The organism is Pseudomonas sp. SDO5591_S426, from assembly GCF_054070755.1.
Genome location: NZ_JBSVXD010000069.1, coordinates 14,756 through 27,606 on the forward strand (window position 1 = coordinate 14,756; position 12,851 = coordinate 27,606).

The window sequence follows — 12,851 nt, forward strand, 5'->3', positions numbered from 1 at the left end:
GTTTCCGGAATCAGCGCGCTGCTCTTGCGTCCATCGCGAGCAGGCTCGCTCCTACAGAAGTACTGCTTCGTTCGCCTAGCTATAACCCCAGGCTATCGGTGTATGTATTGTTTTGACTAGACGCGGCGACGGCACGTTCCCACACTCAGGCCAGGCTTGCGGCTTCACAGCGCAGACAAGTCCACTCATAACAAATACAAAAACGAGGCTCTTCCATCATGCGAAATGCATTCGTCCGTCGCACTTCCCGTCTGTTTCTTGGCTGCACCCTGGTCGCCGCTGGCGCGCTCCCTCTGCTCGCTCAAGCAGCCTGGCAACCGGACAAAAACGTCGAAATCGTCGTAGCCGGCGGCCCCGGTGGCGGCACCGACCAACTCGGTCGGCTGATCCAGTCGATCATCACCACCCACAAGCTGCTCGACGTCAACACCATCGTGCTCAACAAGGGCGGCGGCAACGGCGCCGAAGCGTTCCTCGACATGAAGATGAACAAGGGCGATGCCGAAAAACTGGTGATCGGCACCAACAACATTTACCTGCTGCCACTGGTGTCCAAGCTTGGCTACCAATGGCAGGAGCTGACACCGATTGCCGCCGTGGCCGAAGACGACTTCATCCTCTGGAGCTACAAGGGCGCGCCGTGGAAGGACGCAAAAAGCTTCTACGAAGCGGTCAAGGCCGACCCGTCGAACCTGCGCATGGGCGGCAGCCAGTCCAAGGACGTCGACCAGACCCTGACCCTGCTGCTCAACCAGACCACCAACAGCAAACTGGTGTACATCCCGTTCAAGAGCGGCAGCGAAGCCGCGACCCAACTGGCCGGCAAACACATCGCCGCCAACGTCAACAACCCCAGCGAAAGCATCAGCCAATGGCGCGGCGACCAGGTCGAACCGCTCTGCGTCTTCAGTAAAGAGCGCATGGCCTACACTGAAAAAGTCGCCGGCGACAAATCCTGGGCCGATGTTCCGACCTGTCATGAACAAGGCCTGGGCATCGATCAATACCGCTTCCCGCGCACTGTGTTCATGCCCGGCGATATCAGCGCTGAACAACGGGCGTTTTACGTCGAGCTGATGCGCAAAGTCACCCAGACCGATGAGTTCAAGGCCTACGTGAAGCAGAACGCATTGGTGCCAACCTTCCTCGAAGGCGAACCGCTGACCGCCTACATCGAAAAAGACACCGCCCGCGTTACCCCGGTATTCAAAGAAGCCGGCTGGCTGAAAAACTGAAGTTGCCAGGGCCGCTCGCCCAAGGGCGGCCGTCACCTGCTGGAGGTGTTTCATGTCCCATTCTTCGGATTCACCGGCGCTGGTCGGCACCCGTTGGGTCGAACTCGGCCTGGCGTTGTTCACCACCCTGATTGGCGTCGTGGTGATGTTCGGCAGCGTCGAACAAGGCATCGGTTGGGGTGATGCCGGCCCCGAGCCGGGTTACTTCCCCTTTTACATCGGCCTGATGCTGAGCGCCGCGAGCGTAGCCAATGGCGTGCTGACCCTGGTGCGCTGGAAAGTAATGAGCGTCGCGTTCGTCAGTCGCAGTGCTTTCAAACAAGTGATGTCGGTGTTCGTGCCGATTGCGCTGTTCGTCGGGGCGATGCCGTTCACCGGCATTTACATCGCTTCGGCGGCGTTCATTGCCTGGTTCATGTGGCGTGACAAAGTTCGCGCCAAGCCTTATGGCAAGTTGATGATCGGCAGCGTGTCCCTCGGCGCGGTGCTGGCCAGCTACCTGATTTTCGCGTTGTGGTTCAAGGTGCCGCTGGATGCCGGCCCAATGGGCGACTGGATTGCCCTGGCCGGGAGAAATTTCAAATGAGCGAATTCGATTCCCTGCTGCAAGGCATGAACCTGATCCTGACCCCGGGCCATATCGGCCTGATGGTGATCGGCGTGCTGCTGGGCATTCTGGTCGGCGTCCTGCCCGGCCTCGGTGCCCCCAATGGCGTGGCGTTGCTGCTGCCACTGACGTTCACCATGTCGCCGGTGTCGGCGATCATTCTGCTGTCGTGCATGTATTGGGGCGCGCTGTTCGGTGGCTCGATCACCTCGATCCTGTTCAACATACCCGGTGAACCCTCATCGGTGGCGACCACGTTCGACGGCTATCCGATGGCCCGCGAAGGCCGCGCCGCCGAAGCCCTGACCGCCGCGTTCAGCTCGGCGCTGATCGGTGCCCTGTGCGGCGTATTGTTGCTGACATTCCTGTCGACGAAGATTGCCGCGTTCGCCATGTCGTTCAGTTCGCCGGAGTTCTTCGCGGTGTACCTGTTGGCGTTCTGCACCTTCATCGGCATGAGCAAGAACCCGCCGCTGAAAACCGTGGTGGCGATGATGATCGGTTTCGCCATGGCGGCGGTCGGTATGGACACTGTTTCGGGCAACCTGCGCCTGACCTTCGACCAACCGATCCTGATGACCGGCATCAGTTTTGAAGTGGCGGTGATCGGCCTGTTCGGCATCGGTGAAATCCTCTGCACCGTGGAGGAAGGCCTGGTGTTCCGTGGCGAACACGCGCGCATTACACCAATGGTGATTTTGCGCACCTGGGCCAAGTTGCCGCGCTACTGGTGGACGATTGTGCGCAGCACGCTGGTCGGTTGCTGGATGGGCATCACGCCTGGCGGGCCGACTGCGGCATCGTTCATGAGCTACAGCCTGGCGCGGCGTTTCTCGAAGAACCGCGAGAACTTCGGCAAAGGCGAAATCGAAGGCGTGATCGCCCCCGAAACTGCCGACCACGCGGCCGGCACCAGCGCTCTGCTGCCGATGCTGACCCTGGGCATTCCAGGTTCGGCCACCGCTGCGGTGATGCTTGGCGGCTTGATGATCTGGGGCCTGCACCCTGGGCCGACGCTGTTCGTCGAGCAGCACGATTTTGTCTGGGGCCTGATCGCCAGCATGTACTTGGGCAACGTGGTGAGCCTGATCGTGGTGTTGGCCACCGTGCCGCTGTTCGCCTCGATCCTGCGCATTCCGTTTTCTATCATTGCGCCGATCATCATCATGGTGTGCGCCATCGGTGCGTACTCGGTGCACAACTCGTTTTTCGACGTGGTGCTGATGCTGGGCTTCGGTGCGCTGGGTTATCTGTTCAAGAAACTCGGCTACCCGATTGCGCCGCTGGTGTTGGCGGCGGTGCTGGGCGACAAAGCAGAAGATGCGTTCCGTCAGTCGATGCTGTTCTCGGACGGGCAACTGGGGATTTTCTGGTCCAACCCATTGGTCGGCAGCCTGACCACTGCGGCGCTGCTGATGCTGTTCTGGCCGTTGATTTCCAAGGCGCTGAGCGCGCTGTTGGGCCTGCGCAAATCCCAGGTCGCCAAGGCAAAATCGATGCTGTGACACAGCAATGCTGGCAACGCCTGACATTTGTTGTCAGGCTTGCCGCAGACTTTCTTGCGAGCGCGGCCCATGACCCGAATTCCTGTTGCCAATGTGATCCACAGTCGACTGCGTCTGCGCCAACTGCGGTTGATGCTGGCGTTGCAGGAATTCGGCTCGCTGCGCCGCGCTGCCGATCACATCGGCATGACCCAACCCGCCGCCACCAAAATGCTGCACGAAGCCGAGGACTTGCTCGGTGTCGAACTCTTCGAACGCCTGCCCCGTGGCATGCGCTCTACCCCGTTCGGGGAAACCGTCATCTACTACGCGCGCATGGTCTTCGCCGAACTCAGCGGCATGCGCGAAGAACTGGTGGCGCTTGAATCCGGCAACCTTGGCCGGGTCGCGGTCGGCGCTATTCCGGCACTCGCATCGGGCCTGCTGACCCGCACCATCGCGACCTTGAAACAAAGCCATCCACGGTTGTCCATGAGCATTCAGGTCGATACCAGCGACGTGCTGGTGCAGGCGCTTTTACAGGATCAACTGGACATCGTATTGGGGCGGATTCCTCCAGGTGCCCGTGCCGAAGAGCTGCTGTTCGACAGTCTCGGTGAAGAGGCTTTGTGCGTGATTGCAGGGGCACAGCATCCGTTGGCTAAAGCCACGCAATTGAGCTGGGCCGAATTGCAGAATATGACCTGGGTGCTGCAACAGCATCCGAGCCCTATGCGCGCGATCATCAATCAGGTGTTCCACAACGCGCGGGTCGACATCCCCAGCAGCATCGTCGAAACCACATCGATCATGACCTTGCTCTCGCTGATACAGCAGACCGACATGCTCGGCGTCACGCCGGTATCGGTGGTTGAGGATTATCCGGGGCGTGACCTGCTGGCGGTGTTGCCGATCAAGTTCGAGGCTCGATTGCCACCGTATGGCTTGATCACCCGCCGACATCGCATTCAATCTTCGGCGATGCAGGCGTTCATGAACTCGGTGCGGGCCGAGCATGCGCTGAGCAAATAAAAAAGGCCCGGAGTCATGCTCCGGGCCTTTGTCGCTTTACGCCGTTTTACGGAATACAAACACCAGACCGACGATGATCAACAGCATGCCGAGCATGCTAAGCGTCGCCAATCGGTTGCCGAAAAACAGGTAGTCCATCACCGCTGTCACCGCAGGCACGAGGTAAAACAGACTGGTGACATTCACCAGATTGCCACGGGCAATCAAGCGATACAGCAGCAAAGTCGCCAACACCGACACCACCAACCCCATCCACAGCACCGGTACGACAAAACCGACGCTGTGCTCGAAGTAAAACGGCTGGAACGGCACGAAGATCCCGCAGAGCAACAGCCCGGCGAGGTACTGCACAGGCAGCGTGCCGAGAGGATTGTCGGTGATGCGCTTTTGCATGATCGAGCCGAACGTCATGCTCGCCAGCGCCAGCAAACCAAAAAGCATCCCGGCCAACGACATACCGGCCAGGCCGATGCCCTGATAGACCACCATGATCAACCCGGCCAAACCCAGTGACAGGCCGAACATCCGGCTCCAGGAACGCTGTCTCTCCATCAGCACCACGGTGAGAATCGGTTGCACCCCCATGATCGTCGCCATCACCCCAGGCGTCACTTTGAGGTCGAGCGCCAGCAGATAGAAAATCTGATAAGCCCCCAGCAACACCACGCCCGTGGCCATCGCATACAGCATCGGCCTGCCGCCCTTGGGCAATTTCAGTTTGAACAACGGCACCAGCAGCACCAGACCGCACAAGGCGATGACGAAGCGAAACAACAGAAACGCAAAGGGTGATGCGTGGGCCAGGCCCCATTTGGAGAAGATCGCCCCGCTGCTCCACAGCAAGACGAAAAGGCTCGTGGATGCGGCCGCGAGCGCAGATTTTTTCGAAAGGACAAACATGAATACCACCTGTAGTCAGGCAAAAAGCCAACTCAGCCGAAGCTGAAATTCAGTTGTTTTCAGGTGTGCGCGGGGTTCAGCAGAAAATGCTGATCAGCCCGAAACGCCAACACCCGGCGGCGAGACCACCGCGCAAACCGGCGTGCGACTGACAGGAGGGGGGTAATGACTGATCTGCCCCGGCTGCTGATTCCCGCACGGCACGACGCTAGCGTTGACCGCTGAATCGACTACCGCGTTGATGTGGGATGCAGGCATTGGGCTGATCTTTATTTGGGGGATAAAAAAGTGAGTCCTGAAACTCACTGTGCGCCGACTATAACCAGTGGGCGACATGGTTTGCAATGAGTTGGTCAAAGGGCCAGTAACGACAGGCGGGAGGGTGCTGTCTAGGATTGAGATTAACTGCGACGCACGGCGAGGGAGACATGGAATGCAAGAGATCACATGCCGAGGGAACGGACTCATCTTCGATATCAGTTGTACAGGTCACAGGCAAGAAAGCTCGTTGACGCCAGCATTGCTCAACTACCACTCGAACTGGGACGGGCCGACCCTACCGCTCGCGATTTATCAAAGGTGCGTTTTGAACCCATTGACGCCCAAGCGCTGAAAGCTTTTGAGCAATGGGAAGATCCACATTTTTCATGGAATGAAGTCATTGGATGGAAAGCACGAGAACCGTTGGCTTTGGATATTGCCATTTGGTTTGACGGCGAACTCTGCGGTATGTGCTTTGCAAATCCAAACAATAGTCGACAACGAATCCGCATCGTACGACTGGAAGGACGTCCGATGGAGGCACATCCTTTGAAGAACCGTATTGCGACACTGGCGATTTTAGTCATTGAGCAGTACGCGCAATTCATTGGAAGTCGATTTATTAATGTACAGGAACCGCAGGAAGGCGCGGTTGCAATTTATCAACAGCTTGGCTTTGACTTTGATATACAAGGTCGGCTTGTCAAAACCCTGGAGAGCCTTGTATCTTGACGACTGCTCAATTAATGATCAGACACGGAGGGAAAATGCGCAAAACCTCTAAAAAGCTCCCGCTATGTAAAGGATCGCGCCCTACGGAAAACAAGGGCAAATTTACTGGACTCACAGCTAGTCAGCGGAACCTTCTACAAGTTCTCATAACGGGAACCGATGCCGAAGAACCTAGCCTTCTCGCGGGTCGCCCTTAAAATTCGCACAAAAAAGCCGCTCCCAAGGAGCGGTTTTTTATTGCTGACATTACCCAAACAACCAGTACCCCAACAACGCCAGCACCACCACCGCCAACACCGGCCGCAGCACGCGATAAGCCTTGGGATTACGGCGCTTCCACTGTTTGACGGCACCACTGATTTTGTCGCTGGAGTTCTTGCTCCACGCATACGCCTGATTGATTCCGCCAACACGCTCGTCATCGAGGTTTTGCGGTGCGGTGGCGCGGCCCAAAAAAGCACTGATCGAACGGTTGATGCGCGTCATCAGGCGATTGCTCAGCGGTCGCTCGATGTCACAAAACAGGATGACCCGGGTCTGGTCGGTTTCGTTCTTGACCCAGTGCACATAGGTCTCGTCGAACATCACATCTTCGCCATCGCGCCAGGCGTAAACCTGACCGTCGACAAAAATGCGGCAATCATCGGAATTGGGGGTCGACAGGCCCAGGTGATAGCGCAGGGAACCGGCGAACGGGTCGCGGTGCGGGTTGAGGTGGCTGCCGCCCGGAAGCAGCGCAAACATGGCGCCTTTGACGTTGGGAATGCTGCTGACCAGTGCCACGGTCTTCGGGCATAGCAGCTCGGCCGATGGCAATGGTTTGTCGTACCACTTGAGGTAGAAACGCTTCCAGCCTTTCTTGAAGAACGAACCGAAACCGGCGTCGTTGTTCTTTTCGGCGGCGCGGATGTAGCCCTCGTCGAACAAGTGCATCGCTTCGTCGCGGATGGCTTCCCAGTTGTTCTTGAGCACATCCAGCTCAGGGAATCTGTTTCGGTCCAGATAGGGCTTGGAGGGCACGCTGGAAAACATGTACATCAAGGCGTTGTAAGGTGCAAATAGCGCAGAGTGGTTTACGAACTGACGCAGAACCGGCAAACGGGCCTTGCCACGTAAATGCACATAGAGGGTGCTGCCGAGAAACAGCAACAACAACGACGCCTTAGCGGCAAAGGATAAAGTCATCTACGGCTCCTTGGTAACAGACACGTTGCACAACGCCATTTACCCGACGTCGCTGTTGGCATGATAAACATTGCCAACCAAGGGAAAAACCCGTCTAAACCAACATTCAGTGTTAACGATTGCGCAACAACGCATTAGTTAACACAACGCGCCTGAACGCGGGCTGACCTGAATCAGCCCTGATGGGGAAGGCATTTACGCCCTTCTCCACCATCGCCCGAAACCTGACCGTTACTGCTGGTTCTCCTGCTCCGTAAACAGGTCGCTGAACAACATGCTCGACAAGTAACGCTCACCGGAATCCGGCAAGATCACCACGATGGTCTTGCCCTGCATTTCCGGTGTCTCGGCCAGCCGCACCGCCACCGCCATCGCCGCACCGCAGGAGATGCCGCATAGAATCCCTTCTTCCTGCATCAAACGCAGTGCCATGGCCTTGGACTCTTCGTCGCTGACCAATTCCACCCGATCAACGATAGACAGGTCCAGGTTCTTCGGCACGAAACCGGCACCGATACCCTGGATTTTGTGCGGGCTCGGCTTGATCTCTTCGCCGGCCAGCGCTTGGGTAATCACCGGCGATACGATCGGCTCCACCGCCACCGAGATGATCGGTTTGCCTTGGGTATTCTTGATATACCGCGAGACGCCGGTAATGGTTCCGCCAGTTCCGACGCCTGCCACCAAAACATCCACTGCGCCGTCCGTATCGTTCCAGATTTCCGGACCGGTGGTTTTTTCGTGGATGGCCGGGTTGGCCGGGTTATCGAATTGCGCCGGCATGAAATATTTGGACGGATCGCTGGCAACGATTTCGCCTGCTTTCTCGATCGCGCCCTTCATGCCCTTGGCCGGTTCCGTCAGTACCAGTTCCGCGCCCAGCGCCTTGAGCACCTTGCGTCGCTCGATGCTCATGGAAGAAGGCATGGTCAGCATCAGTTTGTAGCCCCGCGCGGCCGCGACGAAGGCCAGGCCGATACCGGTATTGCCGGAGGTGGGCTCGACAATGGTCATGCCTGGCTTGAGTTTGCCGGTGCTTTCGGCATCCCAGATCATGTTCGCGCCGATACGGCACTTGACCGAGTAACCGGGGTTGCGCCCTTCGATCTTCGCCAGGATGGTCACACCACGCGGGGCGATGCGGTTGATCTGCACCAGCGGTGTATTGCCGATGGAATGGGCGTTGTCAGCGAAAATACGGCTCATGGCTGGGTCCTTAACGACAGCATTGAAATAGGGCATCAAGGTAAGCCTCTTGCACTTGGGCGTCCAGTCAGGTCGAACGTCCGGTTACCAGCGCAGTCAATGGTTTTAGATCGCCAGAGATTTGCCACTATGAAACGTCGTTACAGCTGGCCGCTGTGGACCTTCGCCGGCCTCGTTGTGCTGCTGATTGCCCTGCACTTCGCCCTGCCCTACCTGGTGCGCGACTACCTCAATGACAGGCTGGCGGACATGGGCGACTACCGCGGCCAGATCACCGATGTGGACCTGGCACTGTGGCGCGGCGCCTATAAAATCAATGGCCTGAAAATCGTCAAGGTCGATGGCAAGGTACCGGTGCCGTTCGTCAATGCGCCGTTGATCGACCTTTCCGTCAGTTGGCATTCGCTCTGGTACGACCACGCGGTTGTGGCCGAAGTCCAGTTCATCAATCCCGAGGTGAATTTCGTCGACGGCGGCGCGAACAAACAGAACTCACAAACCGGTCAGGGCACCGACTGGCGTGCACAATTGGGAAAACTGCTGCCCATCACCCTGAACGAAGTGCGGATAAATGACGGCAAGATCAGCTTTCGCAATTTCAATTCGAAACCACCGGTGAACATGAACGCCACCCAGGTCGACGCAAGCATTTACAACCTGACCAACGTCGTCGACACCGAAGGCAAACGCGACGCCCGTTTCGAAGGCAAGGCGATGTTGCTGGGGCATGCGCCACTGGAAAGCACTGCGACGTTCGATCCGCTGAGCAATTTCGAAGAGTTCGAATTTCGTCTGCGGGCCAAGGACATCGAGCTTAAACGCATGAACGACTTCGCCTCGGCCTACGGCAAATTCGACTTCAACGCCGGCCACGGCGACGTGGTGATCGAAGCCAAAGCCAACAAGGGTCGACTCACCGGCTACATCAAACCGCTGCTGCGCGATGTGGATGTCTTCAACTGGCAGCAGGATGTGCAAAACGAGAAAAAGGGCTTGTTCCGATCGGTGTGGGAAGCCCTCGTCGGCGGCACCGAAACCGTGTTGAAAAACCAGGGTAAAAACCAGTTCGCCACGCGGGTTGAACTCAGCGGTAGCGTCCACCAGCAAAATATCAGCGCGTTCGAAGCGTTTTTGCAGATTTTGCGCAATGGTTTCGTTCAGGCGTTCAACGCGCGGTATGAACGGCCGAAACCGGATGATGGTTAACGTTTGCGCGTGACGGTGTACCGCCCGGTCTCTTCCGCTGCCCTTGGCGAGTTCGCTTGCAGTTGCAGAAAGTCCCAGCCGAGACAGGCCAGAGCCAAGGATCGCGGCACAGCTTCCCGACCGCTGCTGTAGCGAGTGATGCTGCGGGTGCTGACCCCCAACGCCTCGGCGGCCTGATTCAGTGGCAGGCCGGTGCGAGCGCGCCAATCGATGAAGATCCGGGTATTTTCGTCGGACGCGTTTTGCGCGAGTGCATCCAGATACAAGGTGTCGGCGCCGATCTGGATATCCACCTCGGGCCATTCGACGCACCAGCCATCATCACCGAGCTCTGCGACCTCGAAAGCGCTTCCCTGCAATGGTTGTAACCCGGGAAAGGCTTGCAGGTCATGGCTCAAATCAAGGGTCAGTTGTTGGCCGTCAATGAAGGTCAGCGCCAGTCGGTAATCTGGCAATGCCTGCACCGCCGACAACCTGGGTCGCTTCATGGGTAACATTGTTTCCAATCCTCCAGCAATTGCGTCTGATGGGCCCTGACCCAATCCAGCGCTTCCTTGATGATCAGCGGCGGCGCCTTGCCCATCATCACCTCGACGGTTTCCAGGCTCAGCATGACATCCAGCCCGCCACCGGTCAGATGAACATGGGGCGGCGGATGATCCTTCTCCCGCAACTGAATGCGATACGTATCTCGAAATCGGTACTTAGTAGACATGCCTCGCAAGCTATCGCCAATATGGCGATAGCTCAATACTGGCCACGCGCCGAGACTGAGTCAAGATGTGACGCTCCATTCAGAGACTGAATAAGCCGTCTGCGTTCACAGTCGACCGGGCAGCGCGTTATAGTCGGGGCTGACCATTTTATTGCGCCCCGCCCTGCCTCGTTCAGGTCGGCGTTACCGTTCGAGGATTAGCAGATGAAGTTCGAAGGCACCCAGGCCTACGTCGCCACCGATGACCTGAAGCTGGCGGTCAACGCCGCCATCACCCTGGAGCGGCCGTTGCTGGTCAAGGGCGAACCGGGGACCGGCAAGACCATGCTCGCCGAGCAACTGGCCGAATCCTTTGGCGCCAAGCTGATTACCTGGCACATCAAATCCACCACCAAGGCCCATCAAGGCCTGTACGAGTACGACGCGGTCAGCCGCCTGCGCGATTCGCAGCTGGGCACGGAAAAGGTCCACGACGTTCGCAACTACCTGAAAAAAGGCAAGCTCTGGGAAGCGTTCGAGTCCGAAGAGCGGGTGATCCTGCTGATCGACGAAATCGACAAGGCCGACATCGAGTTCCCCAACGACCTGCTGCAAGAACTCGACAAGATGGAGTTCTACGTTTACGAGATCGACGAGACCATCAAGGCCAAGAAACGCCCAATCATCATCATTACCTCCAACAACGAGAAAGAGCTGCCGGACGCCTTCCTGCGCCGCTGCTTCTTCCATTACATCGCCTTCCCGGATCGCACCACGATGCAGCGGATTGTCGACGTGCACTACCCGGACATCAAGAAAGACCTGGTCAGCGAAGCGCTGGACGTGTTCTTCGATGTGCGCAAAGTGCCGGGCCTGAAGAAGAAGCCATCGACCTCCGAACTGGTGGACTGGCTGAAGCTGCTGATGGCCGACAACATCGGTGAAGCGGTGCTGCGTGAACGCGATCCAACCAAGGCCATCCCGCCGCTGGCCGGCGCGTTGGTGAAAAACGAACAGGACGTGCAACTGCTGGAGCGTCTGGCGTTCATGAGCCGTCGCGGCACCCGCTAAGAGGCTGATGCCATGCTGCTCAACCTGTTCAATGAAATGCGCGCAGCTAAGGTGCCGGTCTCGGTGCGTGAACTGCTGGACCTGATCAACGCGCTGAAACAGCGCGTGACCTTCGCCGACATGGACGAGTTTTACTACCTGTCCCGGGCGATTCTGGTGAAGGACGAGAAGCATTTCGACAAGTTCGACCGAGCCTTCGGTGCCTATTTCAACGGTCTGGAAAAACTCGACGATCATCTTCAGGCGTTAATTCCCGAAGACTGGCTGCGCAAGGAGTTCGAGCGTTCGCTGACCGACGAAGAGCGCGCGGCGATCCAGTCCCTGGGCGGCCTCGACAAGCTGATCGAAGAATTCAAGAAACGCCTGGAAGAACAGAAGGAACGCCATGCCGGTGGCAACAAATGGATCGGCACCGGAGGCACCAGCCCGTTCGGTTCCGGCGGTTTCAACCCGGAAGGCATTCGGGTCGGCGATGCCGGCAAGCGTCAGGGCAAAGCGGTCAAGGTCTGGGACCAGCGCGAATACAAGAACCTCGACGATTCGGTCGAATTGGGCACGCGCAACATCAAGGTCGCCCTGCGCCGCTTGCGCAAGTTCGCTCGCCAGGGTGCGGCGGAAGAACTGGACATCGACGGCACCATCGACCACACCGCCAAGGATGCGGGGCTGCTGAATATTCAGATGCGGCCGGAGCGGCGCAACACCGTCAAGCTGTTGCTGTTGTTCGACATTGGCGGTTCGATGGATGCTCACGTGAAGATCTGCGAAGAGCTGTTCTCGGCCTGCAAGACCGAGTTCAAGCATCTGGAGTACTTCTACTTCCACAACTTCATTTATGAATCAGTGTGGAAGAACAACATGCGCCGCACCTCCGAGCGCACCTCGACCATGGACCTGCTGCACAAGTACGGCGCCGACTACAAAGTGATTTTCATCGGTGACGCCGCCATGGCGCCTTATGAAATCACCCAGGCGGGCGGCAGCGTCGAGCACTGGAACGAAGAAGCCGGTTACGTGTGGATGCAACGGTTCAAGGAGAAGTACAAGAAACTCATCTGGATCAACCCGTATCCGAAGGACACGTGGGGCTATACCTCGTCGACCAATATCGTGAGGGATTTGATCGAGGACCAGATGTATCCGCTGACCTTGCGGGGGTTGGAAGAAGGGATGCGGTTTCTTTCCAAATAAACATGTCGCCCTAAAAGATCGCAGCCTGCGGCAGCTCCTACAGAGAT

General features: G+C 57.8%; 14 protein-coding genes. 8 read left to right on the top strand and 6 right to left on the bottom strand.

Annotation, left to right across the window (positions count from 1 at the left end):
• Nucleotides 1-218 precede the first annotated feature (218 nt).
• The 4 genes from ACW9JC_RS15535 (at nt 219) to ACW9JC_RS15550 (ending at nt 4,358) form a co-directional block, all read left to right on the top strand.
• Nucleotides 219-1,235 carry a Bug family tripartite tricarboxylate transporter substrate binding protein gene (locus tag ACW9JC_RS15535; protein WP_338585262.1) on the top strand — a complete coding sequence of 339 codons (1,017 nt, stop codon included), beginning with the start codon at nt 219-221 and terminating at the stop codon, nt 1,233-1,235.
• A gap of 52 nt (nt 1,236-1,287) precedes the next feature.
• On the top strand, nt 1,288-1,821 hold the full coding sequence (locus ACW9JC_RS15540; protein ID WP_457455869.1) for a tripartite tricarboxylate transporter TctB family protein: 534 nt from the start codon (nt 1,288-1,290) through the stop codon (nt 1,819-1,821).
• Nucleotides 1,818-3,347: a tripartite tricarboxylate transporter permease gene (locus tag ACW9JC_RS15545; RefSeq protein WP_457455871.1), complete on the top strand. Its 1,530-nt coding sequence runs from the start codon at nt 1,818-1,820 to the stop codon at nt 3,345-3,347. Before ACW9JC_RS15540 ends, ACW9JC_RS15545 begins: the two co-directional genes overlap by 4 nt.
• Before the next feature lie 69 nt (nt 3,348-3,416).
• Nucleotides 3,417-4,358 carry a LysR family transcriptional regulator gene (locus ACW9JC_RS15550; RefSeq protein WP_448106722.1) on the top strand — a complete coding sequence of 314 codons (942 nt, stop codon included), beginning with the start codon at nt 3,417-3,419 and terminating at the stop codon, nt 4,356-4,358.
• Between the two features lie 36 nt (nt 4,359-4,394).
• On the opposite strand, the gene ACW9JC_RS15555 is transcribed toward ACW9JC_RS15550, so the two are convergent.
• Nucleotides 4,395-5,258 (bottom strand): DMT family transporter, encoded by an 864-nt coding sequence (locus tag ACW9JC_RS15555; RefSeq protein WP_338585258.1) that lies wholly within the window; start codon nt 5,256-5,258, stop codon nt 4,395-4,397.
• A gap of 93 nt (nt 5,259-5,351) precedes the next feature.
• A complete protein-coding gene (locus ACW9JC_RS15560) occupies nt 5,352-5,516 on the bottom strand; it encodes a hypothetical protein (RefSeq protein ID WP_457455874.1) in 165 nt (54 codons plus the stop codon).
• A 189-nt stretch (nt 5,517-5,705) separates the two neighbouring features.
• Between ACW9JC_RS15560 and ACW9JC_RS15565 the strand changes: the two genes are divergently transcribed.
• Nucleotides 5,706-6,251: a hypothetical protein gene (locus ACW9JC_RS15565; protein WP_457455876.1), complete on the top strand. Its 546-nt coding sequence runs from the start codon at nt 5,706-5,708 to the stop codon at nt 6,249-6,251.
• 246 nt (nt 6,252-6,497) lie between these two features.
• On the opposite strand, the gene ACW9JC_RS15570 is transcribed toward ACW9JC_RS15565, so the two are convergent.
• A complete protein-coding gene (locus ACW9JC_RS15570; RefSeq protein ID WP_448106720.1) occupies nt 6,498-7,436 on the bottom strand; it encodes an aspartyl/asparaginyl beta-hydroxylase domain-containing protein in 939 nt (312 codons plus the stop codon).
• 231 nt (nt 7,437-7,667) lie between these two features.
• A complete protein-coding gene (gene cysK, locus ACW9JC_RS15575) occupies nt 7,668-8,642 on the bottom strand; it encodes a cysteine synthase A (protein ID WP_448106719.1) in 975 nt (324 codons plus the stop codon).
• A 129-nt stretch (nt 8,643-8,771) separates the two neighbouring features.
• On the opposite strand from cysK, the gene ACW9JC_RS15580 reads away from it, so the two are divergent.
• The gene (locus tag ACW9JC_RS15580; protein WP_457455878.1) at nt 8,772-9,848 is read left to right on the top strand and encodes a DUF748 domain-containing protein; all 1,077 of its coding nucleotides are present in this window, start codon (nt 8,772-8,774) and stop codon (nt 9,846-9,848) included.
• Here the strand turns inward: ACW9JC_RS15580 and ACW9JC_RS15585 are convergent.
• The gene (locus tag ACW9JC_RS15585) at nt 9,845-10,345 is read right to left on the bottom strand and encodes a DUF2442 domain-containing protein (RefSeq protein WP_457455880.1); all 501 of its coding nucleotides are present in this window, start codon (nt 10,343-10,345) and stop codon (nt 9,845-9,847) included. The genes ACW9JC_RS15580 and ACW9JC_RS15585 overlap by 4 nt on opposite strands.
• Nucleotides 10,333-10,563: a DUF4160 domain-containing protein gene (locus ACW9JC_RS15590; RefSeq protein ID WP_457455882.1), complete on the bottom strand. Its 231-nt coding sequence runs from the start codon at nt 10,561-10,563 to the stop codon at nt 10,333-10,335. Before ACW9JC_RS15590 ends, ACW9JC_RS15585 begins: the two co-directional genes overlap by 13 nt.
• 204 nt (nt 10,564-10,767) lie before the next feature.
• Between ACW9JC_RS15590 and ACW9JC_RS15595 the strand changes: the two genes are divergently transcribed.
• A complete protein-coding gene (locus ACW9JC_RS15595; RefSeq protein WP_008015962.1) occupies nt 10,768-11,613 on the top strand; it encodes an AAA family ATPase in 846 nt (281 codons plus the stop codon).
• A gap of 12 nt (nt 11,614-11,625) precedes the next feature.
• Complete coding sequence (locus ACW9JC_RS15600; protein ID WP_008055445.1) at nt 11,626-12,804, top strand: vWA domain-containing protein; 1,179 nt, start codon at nt 11,626-11,628, stop codon at nt 12,802-12,804.
• The last annotated feature ends 47 nt before the right edge of the window (nt 12,805-12,851 follow it).

Bases quoted from the DNA above. Each gene is read 5' to 3' on its own strand.
- ACW9JC_RS15570 (WP_448106720.1), bottom strand. From the start codon at position 7,436: ATGACTTTATCCTTTGCCGCTAAGGCGTCGTTGTTGTTGCTGTTTCTC.
- ACW9JC_RS15565 (WP_457455876.1), top strand. From the start codon at position 5,706: ATGCCGAGGGAACGGACTCATCTTCGATATCAGTTGTACAGGTCACAG.
- ACW9JC_RS15595 (WP_008015962.1), top strand. From the start codon at position 10,768: ATGAAGTTCGAAGGCACCCAGGCCTACGTCGCCACCGATGACCTGAAG.
- cysK (WP_448106719.1), bottom strand. From the start codon at position 8,642: ATGAGCCGTATTTTCGCTGACAACGCCCATTCCATCGGCAATACACCG.
- ACW9JC_RS15540 (WP_457455869.1), top strand. From the start codon at position 1,288: ATGTCCCATTCTTCGGATTCACCGGCGCTGGTCGGCACCCGTTGGGTC.
- ACW9JC_RS15590 (WP_457455882.1), bottom strand. From the start codon at position 10,563: ATGTCTACTAAGTACCGATTTCGAGATACGTATCGCATTCAGTTGCGG.
- ACW9JC_RS15550 (WP_448106722.1), top strand. From the start codon at position 3,417: ATGACCCGAATTCCTGTTGCCAATGTGATCCACAGTCGACTGCGTCTG.
- ACW9JC_RS15560 (WP_457455874.1), bottom strand. From the start codon at position 5,516: ATGCCTGCATCCCACATCAACGCGGTAGTCGATTCAGCGGTCAACGCT.
- ACW9JC_RS15535 (WP_338585262.1), top strand. From the start codon at position 219: ATGCGAAATGCATTCGTCCGTCGCACTTCCCGTCTGTTTCTTGGCTGC.
- ACW9JC_RS15600 (WP_008055445.1), top strand. From the start codon at position 11,626: ATGCTGCTCAACCTGTTCAATGAAATGCGCGCAGCTAAGGTGCCGGTC.
- ACW9JC_RS15555 (WP_338585258.1), bottom strand. From the start codon at position 5,258: ATGTTTGTCCTTTCGAAAAAATCTGCGCTCGCGGCCGCATCCACGAGC.
- ACW9JC_RS15580 (WP_457455878.1), top strand. From the start codon at position 8,772: ATGAAACGTCGTTACAGCTGGCCGCTGTGGACCTTCGCCGGCCTCGTT.
- ACW9JC_RS15585 (WP_457455880.1), bottom strand. From the start codon at position 10,345: ATGTTACCCATGAAGCGACCCAGGTTGTCGGCGGTGCAGGCATTGCCA.
- ACW9JC_RS15545 (WP_457455871.1), top strand. From the start codon at position 1,818: ATGAGCGAATTCGATTCCCTGCTGCAAGGCATGAACCTGATCCTGACC.